The organism is Brachybacterium sp. sponge, assembly GCF_001613775.1.
GTDB lineage: Bacteria > Actinomycetota > Actinomycetes > Actinomycetales > Dermabacteraceae > Brachybacterium > Brachybacterium conglomeratum.
Map to the genome: position 1 here is coordinate 338,122 of NZ_LRMP01000002.1, position 23,316 is coordinate 361,437.

A 23,316-nucleotide genomic window follows, 5' to 3' on the forward strand; every position below is an offset into this window, starting at 1 on the left:
ACGCTCAGGAGGCGGCGACCACCGGCGCGCCCTCGGAGGGCTGGACGACGACGAAGCCCGGGCCGTGGAAGCCCAGCTGGAAGGACTCCCCGGAGCCGCGGCCGATCAGCGAGCCCATCTTGAAGTCGTTCTTGATCTGCGGCTGGAGGTTCGCGGACCAGCACACCGCGGCCTGCGGATCCACGAAGGTGGGCTGCTGGGAGCAGTCCAGCAGCATCGGCGGCCCGTCGGAGGTGACCGCGACCATCCCCTGCCCCTGCAGGAACAGGTTGAACAGGCCGCCGGCCATGAAGCCCGCCCCGCCCAGCGAACGGATGTCCCACTGGATCGAGGAGTCGAAGGCGAGCATGTTGCGGGTGTTGAGGGTCAGCGCGTCGCCCTCCAGCTGCAGCAGGAAGATCTCGTTGTTCTGGCGGGCGAAGAAGATCTCGCCCTGGCCGCGGGTGCGCATCATGTTCCCGCCCTCGCCGGTGGCCATCTTCTTCAGCAGCTTCATGCCGCCGCCGGAGCCCTGGTAGGAGAAGTCCATCTGCCCCTGGTAGGCGACCATCGCGCCCGCGGCGGAGATGATCTCCGGGGCCTGCGGGTTCAGCGCGCACCGCAGCATCTTGGAGGACTGCAGCGCCCATCGGTCGTTGGTCTGGCGCTCCTGGTTGGAGGCGTCGAACAGGTTCGAGCGCATGGCCCCTCATCTCGTCGGTCGACCGGCATCGGTCGATGGATTCCCTGCGACGCCCACCGCGCCGCGGTGGGATCGTCTCACGTCCGGGGCCGCGTGGGGACCCTGTGGGGGTGCGGTGAAGCCGCCGCTCGCCCGTGCAGGGCCTCGTAGCATGGGGCCCATGTCCGACTCGCGCACGCCCCGACGACCTCCGGCCGCCAGCGATCCGCGGCTGGAGGCGCTCGCCGAGGACTCCGGCTACGAGGTGCTGGGGCGGATCGGCGCGGGCGGGATGGGCATCGTCTATCGCGCGCACGACGCCGACGGGAGAGACGTCGCGATCAAGATGCTGCGCCACGAGATCGCCGACGACCCCCGTGCGAGGGAGCGGCTGGCCCGCGAGGTCGCCGCCCAGCAGCGGGTGCGCAACGACAACATCGTGCGGATCCTGGACGCGGAGCTGGAGTCCTCCGACGCCTTCGTGGTCACCGAGTTCGTGCCCGGGCCGACGCTCGAGGACGCAGTGCGCACGCATGGCGGCCTGCACCCCGAGGCGGTGCGCGAGGTGGGCCTGGTGCTGGGGGAGACGCTGCGCGTCATCCACGAGGCGGGCGTGATCCACCGCGATCTCAAGCCCAGCAACGTGCTGCTGCGCGGCGCGACCGAGGGGGACCTCTCGGGCTTCGACCCCGACGGGGACGGCCTGGACCCCGTGATCATCGACTTCGGCATCGCGATCGCCGCGGAGGAGTCGCGGCTGACCTCGACCGGCCTGGTGATGGGCACCGCCGCCTATCTCGACCCGGAGGTGGTGCGCACCGACCGCACCGTCGAGGCGGGGGACTGGTGGTCCTGGGCGGCGATGCTCGCCTTCGCCGCGACCGGGCGGGAGCCCTTCGGCACCGGACGGGCGGACCTCGTGTTCCTGCGCGCGGAGCGCGGGGAGATCGACATCGACGGCGTGCCCACCGAGCTCGGCGACTGGCTGCGCTCGGCCCTGTGTGCCGACCCCGCCGAGCGCGCGACGCCCGAGGAGCTGCTGGCGCGCCTCGCCGAGCTCGACCTGGACCGCTACGACGACCCCGGCGACACCGAGGCGTTCGAGGCCGGGCCGCGCACTGCGGTGCTGCCCGTCCTCGGGGCGGACGGGGCCCCTGCGGACGGCGCCCCCGCGGCCGGTGCCGCGACCCCGACGGACGAGCTGGACGGGACGGGCGCCGACGGCGCGACCGAGGCCCTGCCGGCCGGCGACACCGCGACCGAGGCGCTGCCCCGCGTCGCGGACGCGGGAGAGCAACCCACGGAGGCCCTGCCCCGCTTCGCGACCCCGGACGATCCGCCCACCGAGGTGATCCCGGTGACGGGCACGCCCACCCGGGCGCTGCCCGTGGTGCCGCCGTCGGCCGGGCCCGTCGGAGCCGCGGACCCGTACGGCTCCGCGCCGCAGGACGCCTCGCCCTACGACGCGGCCGCATCGCCCCAGCGGACGGCCCCGCAGCAGCACTCGCAGCCGTACCCGCAGCCGGCGCCGACGCAGCGGCCCGCGCACGGCGGCGGGCAGACCGCGCCCCAGCAGCTCGCCCCTCAGCAGCTCGCTCACCAGCACGGGGTGCCTCCGCAGCAGCTCGCGCCCCAGCAGATGGCGCCCCACCCGATGGCGCCGGGGCAGATGGCGCCGCAGCAGGGCATGTGGGCGGCGCCGCCGGCCCCGCCCCGCCGACCGCTGCTGGTGTGGACCGGGCACCTGCTGATCGTCGCCCTCGCCGCGCTCGCCCCCTACATCTCGCTCGGCGTGCTGCTCCTGCTCGGCGCGCTCGCCCGCACCTGGGAGCGCAGCCACCGCTCCGTGACCGCGCAGCGGATGCGCGGCTCGACCGGCTCGGGGCCGACCTGGGCGGCAGGGCTCGCCAGCCCCTTCCGCTTCCTGCTGGGACTGCTCGAGATCGCGCTGCAGGCACTGTTCCCGCTGATCCTCGGCCTGCTCGTGGGTCTGGCCCTCGACGCCGCCTGGACGCTGCTGCAGGGCTCGCCGCTGCCCGACGGGGTCGCCTTCGCGACCGCCATGGCGATCACCCTGCTGATCACCTGGGTCGGGATCAGCAGCCGCACCACCCGCGACGGCGCCCACCGGATGCTCGACGCGGCCGCGCCCGACATGCTGTGGGGCGCGATCGTGCTGGTGCTGCTCCTGCTGCTGCTCGGCGCGGTGGTCTTCGCGCTGGTGGCCCGCGAGGGGATGGTGGACTACCTCCCCTTCCCGCAGGGGCCGCGGCTGGATGACATCGCGCTGTGGAGACGGTGACGACGGCCCTCCTGCACGGGGGCGCGGGTGCTCACCGCGCGGGGGCGGGTGAGGTCGCTCATCCCGTCCGGCCCCGTCCAGGCGGCCACGGTTAAACTCTGCACGACCCACCACCGACCGCTGCCCCAGCCCGGGGCGAGGAGATCACATGGCCGCGTCCGGTCCGTCCCAGTCGGCGCAGGAGCGCCGCGAAGCACAGCGCGAGGCCCTGCGCACGCAGCGCCAGGCAGAGCTCAAGCGTCAGCGCACCGTCCGCACCATCGTGATCGCGGCGGTCACCGTCGTCGCGCTCGTGCTGGTCGCCGCCGCCGGCCTGTTCATCTACCGCCAGGCGCAGCCGGCAGGCCCCGTCGCGACCCCCGAGGGCGTCGCCGAGGACCAGCCCTATCTCCCGATCGGCGCCCCCGAGGACTCGGGCAAGCCGGTGCTCGAGATCCACCTCGACTTCATGTGCCCCGTCTGCGGCCAGTTCGAGGAGATCAACGGCGCGGACCTCCAGCAGATCGTCGAGAACGAGGAGGCCACCGTGCACCTCGTGCCGCGCCGCTTCCTGGACACCCAGTCCACCACCGGTGACTACTCCTCCCGCGCCGCGAACGCTCTGGCCTGCGTGTGGGAGGACAACCCCGACAACGCCATCGGCTTCCAGCAACTCATGTTCGCCAACCAGCCCGCCGAGGGCAGCGCGGGCCTGACCGACGAGCAGATCTGGGGCTACGCCCAGGAGGCCGGCGCCTCCGACGAGGTCCAGTCCTGCATGAGCTCGAAGACCTACCAGCCGTGGGTGCGCCAGGTCGTGGACCCCTACGGCGAGGAGACCGGCGGCGGCACCCCGTACGTCGAGATCGACGGCGAGACCTTCGGCTCGGACCAGTGGTCCCAGCCCGGCCAGCTGCGCGAGGCCGTGCTCTCCGCGGGCGGCGGGTCTGCCTCCGACGGCGGCGAGGGCTGAGCCGCAGGCCACCCCGGGGCCCACGGGCCTCTACACTCTCAGGGGACCGGCCGCACCGCGGTCGGTCCCCTCTCGCTGGAGTGGCGCAACGGTAGCGCACCTGTCTTGTAAACAGGTGGTTGCGGGTTCGATTCCCGTCTCCAGCTCTCTTGTCCTGAGTCGCGACATCCTTTACGGAGGGTGTCGCGGCTCAGGATTTTTTGCGTGGGTTCGCTGTCCGGTCGGGTGGGGGCTTCTGGCGGCGTGGCCTGTGGGTTCGCTCGAGCGCGGGCTGGTAGTCCTTGATCGGGTCGATGAGGTGTTCGGCGAGGACTTCTCCGGTATCCGGTCGCGGCGTTGGTGACGGTGACTTGATCGTCGTGGATGAGCATGAGGATGTGCTCGCCGATGTGGGCGCGGCCGATGCCGAGGTCGCGCATCTTTCCGGCGTAGCGCAGTGAGACCTTCCCGTTGCGGTCCACGGTGTCGACTCGGGTGCGCCACTCGGGCTCTGCGAGGGTGTCGGGGGTCGTTTTGGGCAAGGCGGTGTAGGCCTGCTCGGGAGTGCGACGGCCGGTGGCGCGGTGGGGGCGGGCGGCGTTGTACCAGTTCCGGAACTGATCCAGCAGGTCCTGGAGCTTCTCGATGGTCTCGGGGCGGGGCCGTGCGTCGAGCCAGCGGTGCAGGGTCTGGTGGAACCGTTCGATCTTGCCCTGGGTCTGGGGGTGGCCGGGACGGCCGTTCTTCTGCCGGATCCGGTGGGCTTGGAGCAGCTTCTCAAAGCCGTTGCGTCCCCCTTTGCGGCCGGCGAGGCGGGCGGTGAAGACCAGTCCGTTGTCGGTGAGGGTCGAGGCCGGTGCCCCGTTGGTGGTGATCAGGGTGTTCATCGCGTCGACGATCATCGGGCCGGTGAACGCGGCAGCGGCGCGGAGGTGGAGCAGGTAGCGGGAGTGGTCGTCGAGGAAGTCGAGGACCTCGACTCGTCGCCCGGTGGCGAGGAAGGCGTGGGTGATGTCTGCCTGCCAGCACTCGTTGGGCAGCTCGGCCTGGAACCGTCGATGGGAGCTGCGGGGGCGTTTCTTCGGGGCGGGGGTGATGAGGCCCTCGGCGCGCAGGAGACGGCGGATCGTGGAGGTCGAGGGGGCGTGCAGGCCGGCCTGTTCGAGGTGCCAGGCGATGGTGAGAGGGCCGGCGTCGGCGCCATCGGCCATCAGCGAACGTCGTAGTCGGAGGATCTCTTGGCGCAGCGCTTCGGGAGTCGCGCCGGGGTGTGTGCGGGGAGCACGGGAGCGGGGTTCGAGGCCGGCGGGGCCCTCGAGCCGGTAGCGGGCGAGGAGGACGTGGATCCACTGGCGGGAGACGGAGAAGCGGGCAGCGGCCTCTGCGATGGAAAGGCCCTGATCCAGGACCGAGCGGACGATGACGAGGTTCTTGTCCCGGCTGTTCATGCGTCATCGTCGACCCGCGACAAGGGCGTCGTCGATGTCCCGACTCACCGGTCAACGATCACGAGCCTCGAACCGTCGCCCATGCCCCGACTCACCGGTCAACAATCACCCGGAAAGCCCGAGGTCGGACCCGTCAACGATGTCGTGGATCCAGACACCGTCTCCAGCTCTCTCCCCGGTCCCCTCGGGACCGCGCGGCAGCCCCGCAGCGCAGAGCCCCTCGCCGGATCACTCCGGCGAGGGGCTCGTTCGTACGGGGCGGGCCCGGTGGGTCAGAACGTCTCGTAGGACACCTTGTTCACCGTGAAGCCCTTGCCGGTCATGACGTTCCAGCAGGTCATCCCGTCGAAGCGGCTCGTGCACGCCACGTCGCCGCGCTGTGCGCTGCGGTCGTACTCGAGGGTGGGCGCGGAGTCGCTGAGGAAGGACGTGCCGCAGGCGCGCTCGGCGTCCTCGCCCGCGACGGTGATCGAGAACGGTCCGTTCTCGCAGTCCTCGAGCCCCGCCTCGGAGAAGTCACGCTCCACGAGGGAGCAGGAGACGGAGTCCTCCTCGAGGTGGCAGCTGATGTTGCCGGTGGGGGAGCGCAGCTCGGACATCTCCTCGGCGCCCTCGGGGGCCGGGGAGACGGGATCCTCGGTGGTCTCCTCGGTCGTCTCCTCCTCGGTGGTCTCCTCCGGCGCGGCCTCGGCGCTGGTCGTCGAGCTGTCGCGCTGGTACTGCTCCTCGTCGGGAGCGAACAGGGCGCGGGCACCCAGCCCGATCACGAGCAGCAGGATCAGGGCGAGCACGAGGCAGCCGCCGCAGGCGATCAGGGCCCGCTTCCGGCTGCCGTCGTCGGAATCGTCGTCGTCCTGGGGAGGTCGGCCGACGGGCGGCGGGGCCGAGGCGGGCCCCTGCGCCGCCGGGCCCTGGGACGACGGGCCCTGCTCTCCGTAGGGGTACTGCTGCTGTCCGTAGGGGCCCTGGGTGCCGGTCGGGTGCGGTGAGGCGGCGGCGCCCGTGGCGGCGGCGGATGCGGCGACGGCCGGCATCTGCCGGGTCGGCGGGCCGGCCTGCGGGGCGGGCGAGGCCCGCGGTGCCGGAGAGGTCTGCGCGGACGGGGACGTCTGCATGCCAGGGGCGGCGCCGAGCGGGACCACGGAGGCCTTCGGCGACAGCCGTACCGAGGGCGATCCCTCGGTCGGGCCCTGTGTGGAGGGCGACGGCTGCGCGGCAGACGCCGGCCCGCCGACGGGGGCCTGCTGCGCGGGCGGGGCCGGGGGCGGCGTCGTGCCGAGGCGCTCGTCGGCGGAGGCGTCGGCTCCTACGGCTCCCGCACCCGCGGCGCCGGCTGCGGCGGCGCCGGTCGCTCCGGCGGCGGTGCCCCAGACGAGCGCCTCGGGGACCTCGTCCCAGGCGGAGGCGTCGTCATCGGGTCCGGGCTGCGAGGGCGACGCGGGCTGCTCCTCGGGGGACTGCGACTCCTGCGCGGCGGTCTGCTCCGGGTCCGCGGGCGCCTGATCCTCGTCGGGGACCACCTGGTGCAGCTGAGTGGGCTCGCCCTCGTCGAGGTCGTCGTCCTCGTCGGACGGGGCATCGCCGGAGGCCGGGCCGGCGGGGGCGGCCGCCGTCCCGACGGCGCTCGCGTCCGTGCTCCCGCCCTCGGGCACGCCCGCGGTCTCGGCGGCGGCGCCGTCCTCGTCGGACGGCAGGGTGCCGGCCTCGTAGGCCTGCTTCGCCCACTGGTTCGTGGCCAGGATCCACTGGCGCGCGACCTCGGGGGCCGAGGGGTTCATGACGATCAGCCGATGCAGCTGGGGGTGCTTCTCGGTGAGCTCGAGGAGGCGTTCCGGACTCGTGCCCGGATCGGCCGCCTCCTCCGCCGTCGAACGGTGCTCTGCCACCGTGCTCTCCCTTCCTTACGGGGTCACGGCAGGGCGCTCACGGCTCGCGGGGGCGGCCTGCCGATCCATGAGAATGGCACACCGGCGCGCTCCGAGGCACTGCGAGACCGCCCCTCACAACGGTGACCTGCAGGTCACCGGGGTCTCGTGGCCCACTCGTCGGACCGGCCGGGGTGCACCCTGACCTGCGGCGACCACGCGCCCAGCCCTCTCGATGCCCCGCGGAGCAGACATGTGACGGGGGTCTCGCGCGTAGAGGCGGCAGAAGGGGCGCGGGCGCCGTCGCCCGCCGGCAGGGTCCAGCGCGGTCAGCCCGCGGCGATCACCGGCAGCGCGGTGGTGGTCGTCATCGGCTCGCCGTGGGCGTCCAGCGGACGCACCTTCAGCCAGTAGACGCCGTGCCCGCCGAGGGTGAGGGTGAGGGTGCCGGCCTCGTCCACCGCCGGGAACTCGTGCCCGCCGAAGAGGTCCCGGACGGTGCGCCGGTCCATCCCGGTCATCTCGAGCCTCGCGGTGACCGGCTGGGAGGACAGGTTGAACACGCACAGCAGCGTCTCGGCGTGCGCCTCCGCGTCCTCGCCGTGCTCGGCGCCGTCGTAGGTGCGGGTGAAGGCGAGCACCCGCTCGGAGTCCGCCGGGATGTTCCGGTACGCGCCGAGCCCGAAGGCGTCGTGCTCCTTGCGCACCGCGAGCATCCACCGCACGTAGTGCAGCAGGGAGCCGGAGTGCGCCATGTGCGCCTCGACGTTGGTGGTCGAGTAGTGGTAGACGAGCGACTGGATCACCGGCAGGTAGAGCTTGCCCGGGTCGGTGATCTCGCTGAACCCGGCGTTGCGGTCCGGGGTCCACTGCATCGGGGTGCGCACCGCGTCGCGGTCCTCGAGCCAGATGTTGTCGCCCATCGCGATCTCGTCCCCGTAGTAGAGGAACGGGGAGCCGGGCAGGGACAGCAGCAGGGCGTGGATCAGCTCGAGCTCGGAGCGGGAGTTGTCCAGCAGCGGCGCCAGTCGCCGACGGATGCCGACGTTCGCGCGCATCCGCGTATCGGGCGCGTACCAGCCGAGCATCGCCGAGCGGTCCTCGCCGGAGACCATCTCGAGGGTCAGCTCGTCGTGGTTGCGCAGGAAGGTGCCCCACTGGGCGCCGGCGGGGATCTCGGGGGTGTCCTCGAGGATGTCGATGATGTGCCGGGCGCTGCCCTCGCGCAGCGCGTAGAACAGCCGCGGCATCACCGGGAAGTGGAAGCACATGTGGCACTCGGGCCGCTCAGGGGTGCCGAAGTACTCCACCACGTCGGCCGGCCACTGGTTCGCCTCGGCGATGATCACGCGGCCCGGCCAGCTCTCGTCCACGAACTCCCGCAGCTCGGCGAGGAACTCGTGGGTGGCCGGCAGGTTCTCCCCGTCGGTGCCCTCCTCCTCGAAGAGGTATGGGATCGCGTCGGCGCGGAACCCGTCGATGCCCTTGTCCAGCCAGAAGCGCACCACCTCGAACATCGCCTCGCGCACCGCGGGGTTCTCGAAGTTCAGGTCCGGTTGGTGGGAGAAGAAGCGGTGCCAGAAGAACTGCCGACGCACCGGGTCGAAGGACCAGTTGCTCTCCTCCGTGTCCACGAAGATGATGCGCGCGTCCTGGTACTTCTCGTCCGTGTCGGACCAGACGTAGAAGTCCCCGTAGGGGCCCTCGGGGTCGGAGCGGGACTCGAGGAACCAGGGGTGCTTGTCGGAGGTGTGGTTCATCGGCAGGTCGATGATCACGCGGATCCCGCGCCGGTGCGCCTCGGAGACCAGTCGCTCGAAGTCGGTGATCGAGCCGAACTCCGGCAGCACCTGCTCGTAGTCGGAGATGTCGTAGCCGCCGTCCCGCAGCGGGGAGGCGAAGAAGGGCGGCAACCACAAGCAGTCGATGCCGAGCCACTGGAGGTAGTCCAGGCGCTCGATGAGGCCGGTGAAGTCCCCGGTCCCGTCGCCGTTGCCGTCGGCGAAGGCGCGCACCAGCACCTCGTAGAACACGGCCTTGCGGTACCAGTGCGGGTCGTAGTCGACCCCCGGGCCCTGCGGGGAGAACTGGGCGGGGTTCAGGGGCATCGGGACCTCCACGGCGGCTGGGACGGCGGACGCGATGCCCCCACAGTAGTGTCCGCCGCGGCGGCGCGGACACCTTCGGCGGCCGACGGACCGTGCGGTCTCCTCCCGCCCCGGTCTCAGTCCGCGATCCGCCAGTCCACGGGTCCGGCGCCCTGCGCCTCGAGCAGCGCGTTCACCTGCGAGAAGGGACGGGAGCCGAAGAAGCCGCGGGAGGCCGACAGGGGGCTCGGGTGCGGGCTCGCCACATGCGGCACCTCGCCCAGCAGCGGGATCAGCGACTGCGCGTCGCGGCCCCAGAGGATCGCCGCGAGCGGCCCGCCGCGGGACACCAGGGCGCGGATCGCGTGCTCGGTGATCTCCTCCCAGCCGCGACGGCGGTGGGAGGCCGGGGCGCCGGGCGCGACGGTGAGGACCCGGTTCAGCAGCAGCACCCCCTGGTCCTGCCAGGAGGAGAGGTCGCCGTGCGCGGCGGGGGCGATGCCGAGATCGCTCTCGAGCTCCTTGTAGATGTTGGTCAGGGAGCGGGGGAGCGGGCGCACGTGCCGCTCCACCGCGAAGGACAGACCGATCGGGTGCCCCGGGGTGGGATACGGGTCCTGGCCGACGATCAGCACCCGCACCTCGGACATCGGCCGGGTGAAGGCGCGCAGCACCGCCTCGCCGGCGGGCAGGTAGCCGCGGCCCGCGCGGACCTCCTCGCGCAGGAAGCCGCCGATCTCGTGGAGGCGGTCCTCGACGGGGCGGAGGGCCTCGGCCCAGTCGGGGGCGATGATCTCGGTCAGGGGAGCAGCCATGGAGGCAGTCAACCATCCGCGGGCGGCGCCGTCGGGGCGCGTCGGCCCCTCCCGGCGAGGCATCCCTCACGACCTGCGCAGGTCGGCGGCGTGGCAGCGCGGGGGAGCGGTCGCGGGTGCGTAGCCTCGGTCCATGCCCTCCGCCTCCGACGAGCCCGCCCGCGCCGACGCGCGACCCTCCGACGCCCCGTCGTCGGAGCGCATGTCGTCGGAGAGCTCGGCGTCCGAGCGCGTGCCGTCCGAGGTCGCGCTGCCGGGGCCGCAGGGGGCGCTCACCGAGCGGGACCGGCGGATCCTCGCGCTCGAGGGGCGCACCTTCCGCTACGTCGGCGCGAAGGAGCGGGCGATCCGCGAGGAGATCGGGCTGTCGAAGGTCGCCTACTACGTGCGGCTGAACGCCCTGCTCGACGAGCCGGCGGCGCTGCGCGCGGCCCCCGCCGTCGTCAACCGGCTCCGCGCCCGGCGCACCTCCGAGGACGGCGGCGCCTCCCTCGACGGCGACCATCGCGTGGCCTGAGCCATCCGTCTCCGGGGCGTGTGCTCCACCCCCGATCCGGGTCGACCATGTTAAATGGGTCCGTGGCTGATTCCCAGTATCCCTACCCGCCGGACCGATTCGACGACGAGGCGGACGCCGTCACCTTCCACGGCGCCCACCGCGCCGAGCTCCCCTTCTGGCGGGAGAACCTGCTGTACATCATCATCATCGGCGCGGCCGTGGTGCTGCTGGTGGTGCTGCTCTTCGTGATCGGCGGCATGGGCGGCGGCGACGACGGCGCCGAGGGCCCGGCCTCCGCGTCCGAGAGCGCCTCGAGCGAGGCCGCCCCCGAGGAGAGCCCCTCGGAGGAGCCCGCCCCGGAGCCCGACCTCTCCGTGCCCGTCCAGGTGATCAACGCCGGCAGCATCAACGGCCTCGCCGGCACCTGGCAGGAGGAGCTGCAGGGCGAGGGCTGGGAGGACGTCAGCGTCGCCACCGCCGACAGCCCCCAGCAGGAGCCCGTCGTGTTCTACCGCGACGAGGCCGACGCGGACACCGCCCAGGCGCTCGCCGAGCAGGTCGGCGCCGGCGAGGCCCGCCAGAGCGACGAGTACGACTCGCCCCTGACCTTTATCGCGGTCACCGAGCCCGGTGACGGCGGCGACGAGGGCGACGGCGGCGACGGCGACCAGGGTGATCAGGGCGGCGAGGGCGAGGGCTGACCCCTCCCCGCACGCCGCTGCGGCCCCGCGACGCGCCGCTCCTCCTCAGGGAGGGGCGGCGCGTCCGCGCGTGCGGGGAGTGCGGCCGGGTCGGGGCGCGCGCCCGTCGGCGCCGTCCGGCGAGCCCGCCGGCACCGGTCGGCGAGATGTCCCCCGGGCGACGTCCGGCCCGACCGACGGGGCCGTGTCCGCTCCTCGCGGAGAGTTAGCACTCTCAGGGGCAGAGTGCTTATGATGATCTGGCACTCGGTGCACGGGAGTGACAGCCCCCGCGCATAGCCTCCGCGCACCGGGACCTGAACATTCCGGCCCCGTGAGGGCGTCGGCGCCGTGGGACATGAACACGGAGCCGGCTCCCGTCCGTCGCGGGCACTGGGCCGGGTGGACATCACAGACACGGGAGAGATTCCACAATGGCCAAGCTCATCTCTTACGACGAGGAGGCCCGGCGCGGCCTCGAGCGGGGAATGAACCAGCTCGCCGACGCCGTCAAGGTCACCCTCGGCCCCAAGGGTCGCAACGTCGTGCTCGAGAAGTCCTGGGGCGCCCCCACCATCACCAACGACGGCGTGTCGATCGCCAAGGAGATCGAGCTCGACGATCCCTACGAGAAGATCGGCGCCGAGCTGGTGAAGGAGGTCGCCAAGAAGACCGACGACATCGCCGGCGACGGCACCACCACCGCCACCGTCCTCGCCCAGGCCCTGGTCAAGGAGGGCCTGCGCAACGTCGCCGCGGGCGCCAACCCGATCGCGCTCAAGCGCGGCATCGACCAGGCCGTGGCCGCGGTCTCCGAGACCCTGCTCAAGCAGGCCAAGGAGATCGAGACCAAGGAGCAGATCGCCTCCACCGCCGCCATCTCCGCGGCCGACCCGGCCATCGGCGAGCTCATCGCCGAGGCCCTCGACAAGGTCGGCAAGGAGGGCGTGATCACGGTCGAGGAGTCCAACACCATGGGCCTCGAGCTGGAGCTCACCGAGGGCATGCGCTTCGACAAGGGCTTCATCTCGCCGTACTTCGTCACCGACGCCGAGCGCCAGGAGACCGTGCTCGAGGATCCCTACATCCTCCTGCTCTCCTCCAAGGTGTCCTCCGTCAAGGACCTTCTGCCGCTGCTGGAGAAGGTCATCCAGGCCGGCAAGCCGCTGGCGATCATCGCCGAGGACGTCGAGGGCGAGGCTCTCGCGGTGCTCGTGGTGAACAAGCTCAAGGGCTCCTTCAAGTCCGTGGCCGTCAAGGCCCCCGGCTTCGGCGACCGCCGCAAGGCGATGCTGGAGGACATGGCCATCCTCACCGGCGGCCAGGTCATCGCCGAGGAGGTCGGCCTCAAGCTGGAGACCGCTGGTCTCGAGCAGCTCGGCCAGGCGCGCAAGATCGTCGTCACCAAGGACGAGACCACCATCGTCGAGGGCACCGGCGACGCCGACCGCATCGCCGGCCGCGTCTCCCAGATCCGCGCCGAGATCGAGAACTCCGACTCGGACTACGACCGCGAGAAGCTCCAGGAGCGCCTCGCGAAGCTGGCCGGCGGCGTCGCCGTCATCAAGGCCGGCGCCGCGACCGAGGTCGAGCTCAAGGAGCGCAAGCACCGCATCGAGGATGCCGTGCGCAACGCCAAGGCCGCCGTGGACGAGGGCGTCGTCGCCGGTGGCGGCGTCGCGCTGCTGCAGGCCGGTGCGGACACCTTCGGCAAGCTCGCCCTCGAGGGCGACGAGGCCACCGGTGGCAACATCGTCAAGGTCGCCATCGAGGCCCCGCTCAAGCAGATCGCGGTCAACGCCGGTCTCGAGGGCGGCGTCGTGGCGGAGAAGGTCAAGAACCTTCCCGTCGGCCAGGGTCTGAACGCGGCCACCGGCGAGTACGAGGACCTGGTCGCGGCCGGGATCATCGACCCCGTCAAGGTGACCCGCTCCGCGCTGCAGAACGCGGCGTCCATCGCGGGCCTATTCCTCACCACCGAGGCCGTCGTGGCCGACAAGCCGGAGCCCGAGGCCCCGGCCGCCGGCGGCGACATGGGCGGCATGGGGGGCATGGGCGGCATGATGTGATCTCGCTGGTCGACGTACTGGCGAGCGCAGCGAGCCGGTAGGAGACCAGCAGATCGCGAGATCACCTGCCGCTCCACCCGAGCGCTCGACGAGCCCCGATCCTCTGGCGAGGGTCGGGGCTCGTCGCTGTGGCGCCGAGGAGGGGAGTCCTCCCCATCGACGGGGGCCCGGGCCAGGCCTACGGTGAGCACCTGGGGCGGAAGACACCGGGGGAGCAATGGTCCGAGAAGCGCATGCGGTGAGGCGACGTCGGGTCCTCGTCGCCGCGGGATCGGCCCTGGTGCTGTCGCTCCTCGGATGCGTCGACCATGCCGAGGACCCGGGGCCGTCGACGACGGCGTCGCACGACGTGCCGAACACCGTGGACGGCGTCCTCGAGTGCGCGGAACTCGCCCCGCCCCCCGAGGGTGCGCAGGTGCAGCTGGTCGAGAGCGCCACGATCTCGGAGTTCGAGGCATGGGCCGTCGAAGTGAGGTTCGAGGCACCTGCCGACGAGCTCGAGCGCTGGATGGTCGACAGCTACGGCGACCCCGGCGGGATCGGGCGGGCCTGGGTGACGCCGCAGGAGGTGAAGGATGCCATGGACATCGAGGATGTGCCGGACACCTGGCGGATCGAGGAGACGTCGATACAGGGGAGCGCCTTCGAGCGCATGGTGCTCGTCGACGACGCGGACCCGCGGACCGTCCGGGTACGTCTCAGCGAGGTCCGCTGATCGTCTCCCCCGGAGGGCCGGAGGACGACTCCGCCCGGTGAATGAGCGAGCGGCCGCACAGTGCGCTGGTCGGCAGGCACGACACAATGTCGCCATGACCTACGAGCTGCAGGACTCGATCCACGTCGACGCCGACCCGGAGGAGGTGCACGCGCTGCTCAGCGACGTCACCCGGACGGGGGAGTGGAGCCGACAGTGCCACCGCTGCGAGTGGGAGGACGAGCGGCGGGGCGTCGGCGCCCGGTTCATCGGCCACAACCGCACCCCGCAGCGGGAGTGGGAGACCGTCTCCGAGGTGGTCGCGGACGTTCCCGGGGAGCACTTCGCCTGGTCCGTCGGGCCGGGCCGTGCCGAATGGGGGTACCGGATGCGTCCCGCGCCGGGCGGCGGGACCGAACTGATCGAGTACACCCGCACCACCGCGCGCCTCGAGGAGGTGTTCGTCGAGCGCTACGGCGAGCGGGCGGAGGAGGAGATCGCGATCCGCCATGCGGCGGCACGGGAGGGCATCCCCGCCACCCTCGCTGCGATCCGCGAGGTGCTCACCGCCCGCTGACCACTCGGGAAACCTCCGGCAAGGACCGGCGGTCCGCCGCGTTCGCGGTCAGGATGGGCGGCGTACCCCGTCGAGGACGCCGCTGTGCGACTCCTCGACGCCTTGAGGAGGAGGAACGCATGAGGTCGAGGACGACCCCGAGACCGCCGACGCCACGCCCGGCGCGGCGCACACTGCTGACAGGGATCCCGCTGCTGGGCGCCGGAGCGCTCGCGCTCGGCGGCTGCGCACCGGACGACGCCGGCGCCGCCACCGACGTCGAGAACATCCTGACGATCTCCCTGAACCAGACCGAGACGCACCCCAGCTATCTCGCGCTGACGGCCTTCGGCGAGAAGCTCGCCGAGGCGACCGAGGGACGCTGGGGCGCCCGCGTCTACGCCAACGAGGCGCTCGGCGCGCAGCAGGAGGTGGTCCAGCTCGTCTCCGACGGCAGCGTCGACATGGCCGTGATCTCCGCGCCGCAGGTCGAGAACCTCTCCATGGCGTTCCGGCCCCTGAACCTGCCCGGCGCCTTCGTGGACATCGAGCACCAGACCGCCGTGCTCAAGGACGACTCGATCGTGGGCGAGCTGTTCTCCTCCCTCGAGGACGAGCGCCGCCTGCGCGTGCTCGGCGGCTTCACCCAGGGCTCCCGCCACGTCTACACCGACCGCGGTCCGATCGAGGGACCCGAGGACCTCGCCGGGCTCAAGATCCGTGTCCAGGAGTCCGACGTCTTCATGGCGCTCACCCGCGCGCTCGGCGCCTCGCCCACCCCGATGGCCTACGGCGAGGTGTACACCGCCCTGCAGGCCGGGGTGCTCAACGGCGCCGAGAACAACGAGGTCAGCTACGTGACCCAGCGCCACTACGAGATCGCCCCGCACTTCACCCTCACCAACCACCTCGTCGGCCTGGACTACGTCATGGCCAACATGGACCGGATCGAGGAGATGGACGAGGCCGACCAGACCGCGTTCACCGAGTCCTTCGCCGCCGCGCAGGAGGACTTCGTGACGCTGTGGGCGCAGGAGACCGAGGCCAGCATCCTGGCGATGGAGGAGGCCGGCGTGGAGATCACCGAGCCCGATCCCGAGGCGTTCACCCCGGCGATCGAGGAGGTGGGGCGCTCCTTCCTGGACAGCCCCGAGGACGAGGACCTGTACGAGCGCGTACGCGCGCTCGCCGACGAGATGGGGGTGGAGCGATGAGCGCGCCGCGCAGGAGGACCGTCCAGGGCCTGACCTGGATCAGCATCGCCCTGTTCGTGGTGCTGGTGCTCGTGGTGTTCTGGCAGGTGTTCACCCGCCAGGTGCTGCAATCGCCCAGCGGCTGGACCACCACCGTCTCGCAGTACCTGTTCATCTGGCTGGTGCTGTTCTCGGTCGCGATGGTGTTCGGGGAGCGGGGCCATGTGGCGGTGGACTTCTTCGCCCGCCTGGTGCCCCGTCCCGCGCAGCGCATCACGTCCGTGCTCGTCGAGCTCTCCGTCCTCGCCTTCGCGCTGCTGGGCCTGGTCTGGGGCGGGATCCGCGGCATGTCGATCTCCTTCGACCAGGCGATCCCGGGCCTGCCGGTGACCGTGGGGCAGATGTACCTGGCCCTGCCGATCGCGGGCGTCCTCATCGCCCTGTTCGCCCTCGAGGACCTCGTGCGCGCCGCGCGCGGCGACGACATGCTCGCCGGCGACGACGCCCAGACCGAGGCCGCGCTCCAGTCGGCCGGCGCCGACGCGGACGGCGCGCCCGAGGGCGGGCGCGCGTCGGCCGACGGGCCGACCCCGGCCTCCCCGACCAGCCCGACCGAGCAGAAGGAGGCCTGAGCCGTGGATCCCGCAACTCTCGCCGGAGTCATCCTCATCGCCGGAGTCGTCGTGCTCATCGGCGTCGGCGCCCCGATCGCGATCGCGATCGGCCTCCCCTCGATCGTGGCGCTCGCCGCCGTGGTCGGCACCGAGCAGGCCGTGTTCGTCGCCTCCCAGCGCATGTTCACCGGCGCCAGCTCGTTCACGCTGCTGGCGATCCCGTTCTTCGTGCTCGCCGGATCGCTGATGAACACCGGCGGCATCGCCGAACGGCTCATCGACGCCGCCAAGGTGCTGGTCGGCCGGATGCCTGGCTCCCTCGCCCAGACCAACGTCGTCGCCAACGCGCTGTTCGGCTCCGTCTCCGGCGCGGCCGTCGCGTCGGCTGCGGCGATGGGCTCGACCCTCGGCCCGCGCATGAAGCGCGAGGGCTACGACACCTCGGTCTCCGCGGCCGTGAACGCGGCCTCCGCCCCGGCCGGCATGATGATCCCGCCGTCGAACACCCTGATCGTGTACTCGCTGGTCTCCTCGACCTCCGTGGCCACGCTGTTCGTCGCGGGTTACGGCCCGGGCCTCGTGTGGGTGCTCGCCTGCCTCGTGGTCGTCGCGATCCTCTCTCGCACCCGTCCGGGCATGAGCGCCCGCGGCGAGAAGGTCCCCTTCGGCCTCGCGAACACCACGCTGCTGAAGGCCGTGCCCGCGATCCTCATGATCGTGATCGTGATCGGCGGCCTGCTGGCCGGGTTCTTCACCGCGACCGAGTCCGCGGTGATCGCCGTGGCCTACTCGTTCGTCCTCGGGCTCGTCTACCGCCAGCTCACGCTGAAGAACCTCCCCACCGTGATCGCGGGCGCTGCCCGCACCACGGCGGTCGTGATGCTGCTGGTGGCGGTGTCCTCGGCGCTGAGCTGGGTGCTGTCCTACGCGATGATCCCGCAGTCGATCTCCTCGGCGCTGCTGGGCCTGGCGGACTCCAAGACGGTGATCCTGCTGCTGATGATGGTGATCCTGCTGATCGTGGGCGCCTTCATGGACCCCACGCCGGCGATCCTGATCTTCACGCCGATCTTCCTGCCGATCGCGCTGGAGCTGGGGGTGGACCCGATCCACTTCGGCCTGATGATCACCTTCAACCTCTCGCTGGGCACGATCACCCCGCCGGTGGGGAACATCCTGTTCATCGCCGCGAAGGTCGGAGGCGTGAGGGTCGAGCCGGTGATCAGGCAGATGCTGCCCTTCTTCGCGGCGCTGCTGATCGGACTGCTGCTGGTGGTGTTCGTCCCGCAGATCACGATGCTGCTGCCGGACCTGCTGGGCATGAGCAGCGCGGCGGAGTAGTTTCCGCCGTCGCCGTCGCGGACCCCGTCGTCCGATCCTCGCAGGGAGGGTCGGGCGGCGGGGTCCTCGCCGTCCGGTCCGCGGCCGCTCAGACGAGGAAGATCGGGATCGCGCCCGGGTGACGGGCGTGCACGATCGCGAGGAAGACGACCACGTCGAACAGCAGGTGCACGATCAGCACGTACAGCAGCGAGCCGGTGCGGGCGAACAGCCAGCCCTGCAGCAGCGCGAAGGGCGCGGTGAGCAGCGGCCCCCAGGCCTGGTAGCCGAGCTCCCACAGGAACGACACGAAGATCGTCGCCTGCAGCAGGTTCGCGGTCCACACCCCGAAGTGCCGGCGCAGCAGCGCGAAGCAGGTGCAGATGAAGAACAGCTCGTCCCAGGTGCCCACGAAGTTCACGCCCGCGAAGAAGCGCGCCACCTCCCCGCCGTCGGCCAGGTGCGGCCAGTTGCGGTAGACGCCCGAGGTGATGAAGTAGAACGGCAGGATCAGCCAGCCCAGGAAGGGCACGGCCACGATGTAGCCCTTCTCGAGGCGGGTCCACGGCTCGCCCGTGCGCAGCGGGAACCGGATCGCGCGCCGGCGCAGCAGCAGGCGGTCCACCAGCACGGGCACCAGCACCGCCAGCAGCAGCACGGCCCCGATGGTGAGGAAGCGGTCCCAGTCCACCGAGGCGACGACCGAGGTGGTCGAGACGATCGTGATGCCGACCCCTATCAGGGCGAGGTCCTTCGCGAGCTCCCGGGAGACGAGCACCGCGCCGAGCAGGCTGAGGGCCAGCAGCAGGTGACCCCAGCCGGACAGCTGCAGGGCGAACAGCAGGAACGCGGAGGCGGATACCCCGATCGCCGGCAGCAGCGCGAGGCGCGAGGCGGGGGCGGGCTCCGCGGGGTCCGCGGGATCCGCGGGGGCGTCGGCCGACGGCGTCGTCATGGCCTCAGCATGGCAGGCGCGGCGCGGCGGCGGCACCGCTCCCGCCGAATCGGGCCGCGCCCGTCGTGCGCGAGGATGGAGCGATGGCACCCACCGACGCGCAGCTGCCCGCCCTCTCGCTCCTCACCCAGAACATCCGGTACCACGACGAGAGCACTCTCCCCGGGCAGGCCGACCACTGGCCCGAGCGGGCCCCGGTGCTCGCCCGGCTCCTCGGCGAGGCCGACGCGGACATCGTCGGCCTGCAGGAGGTGCTCGCCTCGCAGATCCCCGTGATCGACGAGACGCTCGCCGCCACCCACCTGCGCCTCGGCATCGGCCGCGAGGGCGGCGGACGCGGGGAGCACAACCTCCTGCTGCTGCGCCGGGACCGTTTCGAGCTGCTGGACTGGGACCAGCTGTGGCTCTCCGAGGAGCCCGACCGGATCGGATCGACGGGCTGGGACGGGATGTGCCCGCGGATCGCGGTGTGGGCCCGGGTGCGGGACCGGGAGAGCGGCGGCGAGCTGGTCGCCGCGGTGACGCACCTGGACCACGAGGGGCACGAGGCGAGGGCGAAGGGCGCCGGACTGCTCGCCCAGCACCTGCGCGAAGCCGCCGACGGCGTTCCCGTGGTGCTGCTGGGCGACTTCAACGCCGCAGGCGGCGACAGCATCCCGTGGCGGGTGCTGCGCGACGCCGGCTTCGAGGACGCCCACGACGTCGCCGCCGCGCAGGTGGGGGAGGACATCGGCACCTTCCCCGACTACGGCACCCCGGAGGTGGGCGGTACCCGGATCGACTGGATCCTCGTCCGCGACCTCGTCGTCGAGGAGTACGCGGCCCGCGTGCCGCTGCTGGAGGGCCGTGCGGCGAGCGACCACGCGACGGTCACCGCGCGGGTGCGGCCGACGGGGCGCTGACGCGCCGCCCGTCCCGTCTCACATGTCGCGGGCCGAGGTGAGCAGCTGCGACCCGCCCGCGCACACGGCGGTGAGCTCGAGCAGGTCGCCCGCGTCGGAGACGTCCGGTCCCTTCTCCTGGGCGAGCGCGGGCGACACGTCGACCCAGCCGCCCGGGCAGTCCTGGACCTCGCCCTCGAGGGTGGGGACGAGCGCGTCGAGCACCTCGTCCTCGGAGACCGGCTCCGGCGCGCCCGCCCCGCCGTGGTCGGAGGCGCCGGCCGCTGCCGTGGCGGAGACGAGCTCGTCGACCTGCGCGGGCTCCAGCTCGATCACCGCCTGCCACCAGTAGTCGTCCTGAGCGGGGATCGGCACCCTCTCGTACGGGTCGGTGAACCGGCCCTCGGCGACGGTCACCGCTCCCACGCCCTCGAGCACGGGGAAGTGCACCTCGACGAGCTCGGGGGAGTGTCCGACGAGGTCCGGCCGGAAGTACCGCTCGGAGGCCTCGTCCTGCACCCAGTCGGGCTCGTCCCGGTCGGTGTCCCCGCCCCTCAGCCCGCAGCCGCCGAGCAGCAGCGCGGTGACGAGCGCGCCGGTGAGGCAGGTGCGGAGACGGGGCGCGGGGGTCAGAGCCCCAGCCCCCAGGCCTCGGCGAGCAGCTCGAGGCTCCTCAGCCGGTCCGCCGGGTCGTAGTGGTAGGCGGTGAGGATCAGCTCGTCGGCCTTCGTCGCGGCGACGATCTCCTCGAGCTGGGAGACGACGGCGGCGGGGGAGCCGACGGCCTTGATCGACAGGGTCTGGTCCACCTTCTGCAGGAGGTGCTCCGGGGCGACCTCGGTGATGTCCCGCGGGGGCTGGATCTTCTGCCGCTGCCCGGTGACGACGCCGAGGAACATCTGCTGCAGGGTCGTGAACTGGCGCTGCGCCTCCTCGTCGGTCTCGGCGACCACGAGGTTCACGCCCACCATCGTGTGGGGCTGCTCGATCTGCGCGGAGGCGGCGTCGGGGTCGAAGTGGGCGCGGTAGGTCTCCAGCGCGTGCAGGTACTGGAAGGGCGCGAAGTGGGAGGCGACCGAGAAGGGCATGCCCAGCTGCGCCGCCAGTCGCGCACCGTTCGCCGTCGAGCCGAGGATCCACATCGGCACCTCGGTGCCGCGGGCGACCTCTGCGGTGATCGGCAGCCCGCCGGAGGTGGGCGTCTCACGGGACCAGTCCCGCATCTGCTCGACCGCGGCGATGAAGGCGCCGGGCTCGGCGGAGGTACGGGCCAGCAGCTGCGCGGTGAGCTGGTCGGTGCCGGGCGCGCGGCCGAGGCCGAGGTCGATCCGGTCGCCGTGGAACTGCACGAGGGTGCCGAACTGCTCGATCACCGCGAGCGGCGAGTGGTTCGGGAGCATGATCCCGCCGGACCCGACGCGGATCCGCTTCGTCATCGAGGCGGCGCGGTCGATCAGCAGCGAGGTCGCCGAGGAGGCGAGGGAGTCGGTGTTGTGGTGCTCGGCGAACCAGTACCGCTCGTAGCCGAGCCGGTCCGCGGCCTGCGCGCCCTCCATCGAGGCGGCGATGGCGTCGCGGGTGCTCTGGCCGTCGGAGATGGAGACGAGATCGAGGATCGACAGGGGCACGTGAGGAGCGTTCATACTGCTCAGGCTATCGACGCGGGTGCGGGGCGGGGGGAGCGCAGGGTGAGAGGTTCTCGACCCCGTCGGCGGGAAGCTTCCGCACCTCGGATGCGTTCCCGGCGACATGAGGTTCTCCCTGCTCGACCGCTCCCGCACGCGCGCCGGCCGCGACGAACAGGCCGCCCTCGCCGACAGCGTCGAGCGGGCAGTCGCCGCCGAGCAGCTCGGATACCACCGCTTCTGGGTCGCCGAGCACCACACCGTGCCGGGCATCGCCAGCGGCGCTCCGGCCGTGCTGCTCGCCGCGATCGGGCAGCGCACCGAGCGGATCCGGCTCGGCTCCGGCGGGGTGATGCTCCCGAACCACCGTCCCCTCGTCGTCGCCGAGCAGTTCCTGATGCTCGAGGCGCTCACCCCGGGACGCATCGACCTCGGGCTCGGCCGCTCCCTCGGCTTCACCGCCCCGGTCCGCGAGGCGCTGGGACGCACCGAGGCGAGCACGGAGGACTTCGCGGCCGAGGTGGGGCAGGTGCGCGACCTGCTCGAGGGCACCGCGCCGCTCACCGCCCGGCCCGTCACGGCCGAGCCCCCGCCGATGCACCTGCTCGCCACCGGCGCCGGGCTCGGCATCGCCGCCCGGCTCGGGCTCGGCGTGGTGCTCGGCGGACCCGTCCTGCACATGGGCGACGTGGGCGAGCGCGTCGCCGCCTACCGGCGCGCGTTCCGCCCGCACCGCGGCAGCGCCCCGCACGTGATGGTCTCGATGGACCTGCTCGTCGCCGATACCGACGCCGAGGCCCGCGAGCTCGCGCTCCCCGAGGTGTGGGCGATGGTCCGCTCCCGGGAGACCGGCGCCTTCCCGCCGCTGGAGGACCCGGCCCGCATCCGGGCACAGGAGCTCTCCTCGCGCGAGCGCGACCGGGTGGAGAAGGGCCTCGCCAGCGCGTGGGCGGGCAGCCCAGCGAACCTGCGGCCCCGGGTGGAGCGGGTGCTCGAGGCGACCGGGGCCGACGAGCTCCTCGCCGCAGGGGCGACCTTCGACCGCGCTGCGCTCGCCGACTCCGATGCGCGGGTGATGCAGCTGCTGGGCTGAGCGGCGTCGGCCCGGTCTGTGTGCCGGCCCGACATGCCTGCCAGCCGGCTCCGCCTGCCTGCCGACCCCCGTCCGCCGCTCAGCCGATGTCGAGCCCGGCGCTCAGCGCGATGTTCCCGGCGATCATCGCCGCGAGCACCACGAGGCCGACGACAGGCACTGCCCGCAGCCGCAGCGGCTCGGGGCGCACCTCCCGGACCCGTCGGGAGAAGAGGTGCGCCATCGGCGCGAACACGAAGGTGGCCGTGCCTGCCGCGAGGATCGCGATCTGCTCGCCCGCTCCCATCTCCGCCCCGCTGAGCACGAGATACAGCAGGGCCAGCAGCACCGAGGCGATCATCCCCCACAGCCAGGGGAACAGGGTCACGGCGTTACGCCGCACGGGGTCCTCACCCGCGAAGCGCGCCATGTACGGGGCGAAGGCCCAGGCGTTGGCGAACATCCCGCCGACGCCCACGCCCAGCAGAGCGAACTGGGCCACGATCGGCAGGCCCAGCAACTGCGCTGCCATTCCCGTGTCCCCGGCGCCGAACGGCGTCAGGCACAGGTAGGTCACGCCCTCCTGCACGGAGACGAAGGCGAACCAGACCCAGACCAGGTGGGCGAGGTCCCCGCGGCCCCGCAGCGGGGCCCACCGCTGCAGCAGGACACCCGTGACGAGGCTGAACGCCGGTCCGGCGAGCAGGGCCACGACCTCCGCGGAGACGGTGAGATCGCCGTGGTGGAGGACGCCGAAGGGGTACAGGGTCCCGCCGTGCCCGAACAGGAGGCCGGTGACGAGATGAGCGAGCTCGTGCAGGAAGATCATCAGCGCGCTCGCGATCAGCGCGGCGACGAGGCTGTTGACGAGGAGCGTGCGGGCGGAGGGGAGGGATGGAATCTCTGTCGGCGCGAGCCATGCCCAGATCGTGGCACCCCGAGAGCTGCGCGGGGGTGATTCGCCCGATTCCATGACAGCTGTCATGGCTCCGGCGCCCTGCCTCGACCCCTCGTAAAATACCTACTGAAGGTACATCTCGGGAGGAGGG

At 72.2% G+C, this 23,316-nt stretch carries 20 protein-coding genes, 1 tRNA gene and 1 pseudogene; 13 read left to right on the top strand and 9 right to left on the bottom strand.

Annotation, left to right across the window (positions count from 1 at the left end; translation table 11 throughout):
- Nucleotides 1-4: 4 nt before the first annotated feature.
- Entirely contained in the window at nucleotides 5-682 is a 678-nt protein-coding gene (locus tag A4A78_RS09570; RefSeq protein ID WP_010550086.1) for an AIM24 family protein, read from the bottom strand.
- Nucleotides 683-842: 160 nt separating this feature from the next.
- On the opposite strand from A4A78_RS09570, the gene A4A78_RS09575 reads away from it, so the two are divergent.
- From A4A78_RS09575 to A4A78_RS09585, 3 genes are all read left to right on the top strand, one after another.
- Nucleotides 843-2,963: a serine/threonine-protein kinase gene (locus tag A4A78_RS09575; protein WP_062948683.1), complete on the top strand. Its 2,121-nt coding sequence runs from the start codon at nucleotides 843-845 to the stop codon at nucleotides 2,961-2,963.
- Between the two features lie 148 nt (nucleotides 2,964-3,111).
- Nucleotides 3,112-3,915 (top strand): thioredoxin domain-containing protein, encoded by an 804-nt coding sequence (locus tag A4A78_RS09580; RefSeq protein WP_062948685.1) that lies wholly within the window; start codon nucleotides 3,112-3,114, stop codon nucleotides 3,913-3,915.
- Between the two features lie 74 nt (nucleotides 3,916-3,989).
- Nucleotides 3,990-4,061: transfer RNA gene (locus A4A78_RS09585), tRNA-Thr, on the top strand.
- Nucleotides 4,062-4,502: 441 nt separating this feature from the next.
- Here the strand turns inward: A4A78_RS09585 and A4A78_RS18355 are convergent.
- The 4 genes and pseudogenes from A4A78_RS18355 to A4A78_RS09605 all read right to left on the bottom strand — a co-directional run.
- A pseudogene (locus tag A4A78_RS18355) lies at nucleotides 4,503-5,342 on the bottom strand (DDE-type integrase/transposase/recombinase); the annotation flags it as partial.
- A 272-nt stretch (nucleotides 5,343-5,614) separates the two neighbouring features.
- Nucleotides 5,615-7,228 carry a hypothetical protein gene (locus A4A78_RS09595; protein ID WP_062948689.1) on the bottom strand — a complete coding sequence of 538 codons (1,614 nt, stop codon included), beginning with the start codon at nucleotides 7,226-7,228 and terminating at the stop codon, nucleotides 5,615-5,617.
- 308 nt (nucleotides 7,229-7,536) lie between these two features.
- Nucleotides 7,537-9,315, bottom strand: a complete 1,779-nt coding sequence (gene treS, locus A4A78_RS09600; RefSeq protein ID WP_062948691.1) for a maltose alpha-D-glucosyltransferase — start codon at nucleotides 9,313-9,315, stop codon at nucleotides 7,537-7,539.
- Nucleotides 9,316-9,431: 116 nt separating this feature from the next.
- A complete protein-coding gene (locus tag A4A78_RS09605) occupies nucleotides 9,432-10,109 on the bottom strand; it encodes a uracil-DNA glycosylase (RefSeq protein WP_062948693.1) in 678 nt (225 codons plus the stop codon).
- 133 nt (nucleotides 10,110-10,242) lie between these two features.
- On the opposite strand from A4A78_RS09605, the gene A4A78_RS09610 reads away from it, so the two are divergent.
- From A4A78_RS09610 to A4A78_RS09645, 8 genes are all read left to right on the top strand, one after another.
- Nucleotides 10,243-10,626, top strand: a complete 384-nt coding sequence (locus A4A78_RS09610; RefSeq protein WP_082835281.1) for a DUF3263 domain-containing protein — start codon at nucleotides 10,243-10,245, stop codon at nucleotides 10,624-10,626.
- Between the two features lie 62 nt (nucleotides 10,627-10,688).
- Nucleotides 10,689-11,309 carry a LytR C-terminal domain-containing protein gene (locus tag A4A78_RS09615; RefSeq protein WP_062948695.1) on the top strand — a complete coding sequence of 207 codons (621 nt, stop codon included), beginning with the start codon at nucleotides 10,689-10,691 and terminating at the stop codon, nucleotides 11,307-11,309.
- A 413-nt stretch (nucleotides 11,310-11,722) separates the two neighbouring features.
- Nucleotides 11,723-13,357, top strand: coding sequence for a chaperonin GroEL (gene groL / locus A4A78_RS09620; RefSeq protein ID WP_062948697.1), 1,635 nt, complete (start codon nucleotides 11,723-11,725; stop codon nucleotides 13,355-13,357).
- Between the two features lie 349 nt (nucleotides 13,358-13,706).
- Nucleotides 13,707-14,072, top strand: coding sequence for a hypothetical protein (locus A4A78_RS09625; RefSeq protein WP_197466661.1), 366 nt, complete (start codon nucleotides 13,707-13,709; stop codon nucleotides 14,070-14,072).
- A 94-nt stretch (nucleotides 14,073-14,166) separates the two neighbouring features.
- Nucleotides 14,167-14,628, top strand: coding sequence for an SRPBCC family protein (locus A4A78_RS09630; RefSeq protein ID WP_062948701.1), 462 nt, complete (start codon nucleotides 14,167-14,169; stop codon nucleotides 14,626-14,628).
- A gap of 119 nt (nucleotides 14,629-14,747) precedes the next feature.
- The gene (locus tag A4A78_RS09635; RefSeq protein ID WP_062948703.1) at nucleotides 14,748-15,821 is read left to right on the top strand and encodes a TRAP transporter substrate-binding protein; all 1,074 of its coding nucleotides are present in this window, start codon (nucleotides 14,748-14,750) and stop codon (nucleotides 15,819-15,821) included.
- Nucleotides 15,818-16,432 (top strand): TRAP transporter small permease, encoded by a 615-nt coding sequence (locus A4A78_RS09640; RefSeq protein ID WP_082835282.1) that lies wholly within the window; start codon nucleotides 15,818-15,820, stop codon nucleotides 16,430-16,432. Before A4A78_RS09635 ends, A4A78_RS09640 begins: the two co-directional genes overlap by 4 nt.
- A 3-nt stretch (nucleotides 16,433-16,435) precedes the next feature.
- Nucleotides 16,436-17,755, top strand: a complete 1,320-nt coding sequence (locus tag A4A78_RS09645) for a TRAP transporter large permease (RefSeq protein ID WP_062948705.1) — start codon at nucleotides 16,436-16,438, stop codon at nucleotides 17,753-17,755.
- An 88-nt stretch (nucleotides 17,756-17,843) separates the two neighbouring features.
- Here the strand turns inward: A4A78_RS09645 and A4A78_RS09650 are convergent, their stop codons facing one another.
- Complete coding sequence (locus tag A4A78_RS09650) at nucleotides 17,844-18,689, bottom strand: CPBP family intramembrane glutamic endopeptidase (protein WP_062948707.1); 846 nt, start codon at nucleotides 18,687-18,689, stop codon at nucleotides 17,844-17,846.
- 83 nt (nucleotides 18,690-18,772) lie between these two features.
- On the opposite strand from A4A78_RS09650, the gene A4A78_RS09655 reads away from it, so the two are divergent.
- Nucleotides 18,773-19,591: an endonuclease/exonuclease/phosphatase family protein gene (locus A4A78_RS09655; RefSeq protein ID WP_062948709.1), complete on the top strand. Its 819-nt coding sequence runs from the start codon at nucleotides 18,773-18,775 to the stop codon at nucleotides 19,589-19,591.
- 18 nt (nucleotides 19,592-19,609) lie between these two features.
- On the opposite strand, the gene A4A78_RS09660 is transcribed toward A4A78_RS09655, so the two are convergent.
- Together A4A78_RS09660 and A4A78_RS09665 are read right to left on the bottom strand one after the other, a co-directional pair.
- Complete coding sequence (locus A4A78_RS09660) at nucleotides 19,610-20,089, bottom strand: hypothetical protein (RefSeq protein WP_062948711.1); 480 nt, start codon at nucleotides 20,087-20,089, stop codon at nucleotides 19,610-19,612.
- A 110-nt stretch (nucleotides 20,090-20,199) separates the two neighbouring features.
- Nucleotides 20,200-21,213, bottom strand: a complete 1,014-nt coding sequence (locus A4A78_RS09665; protein WP_062948713.1) for an LLM class flavin-dependent oxidoreductase — start codon at nucleotides 21,211-21,213, stop codon at nucleotides 20,200-20,202.
- A 106-nt stretch (nucleotides 21,214-21,319) separates the two neighbouring features.
- Here A4A78_RS09665 and A4A78_RS09670 point away from each other — a divergent pair, with 106 nt between their 5' ends.
- Nucleotides 21,320-22,288 carry an MsnO8 family LLM class oxidoreductase gene (locus tag A4A78_RS09670; RefSeq protein WP_062948715.1) on the top strand — a complete coding sequence of 323 codons (969 nt, stop codon included), beginning with the start codon at nucleotides 21,320-21,322 and terminating at the stop codon, nucleotides 22,286-22,288.
- 79 nt (nucleotides 22,289-22,367) lie between these two features.
- Here the strand turns inward: A4A78_RS09670 and A4A78_RS09675 are convergent, their stop codons facing one another.
- Entirely contained in the window at nucleotides 22,368-23,252 is an 885-nt protein-coding gene (locus A4A78_RS09675) for a hypothetical protein (RefSeq protein ID WP_231881009.1), read from the bottom strand.
- Nucleotides 23,253-23,316 lie beyond the last annotated feature (64 nt).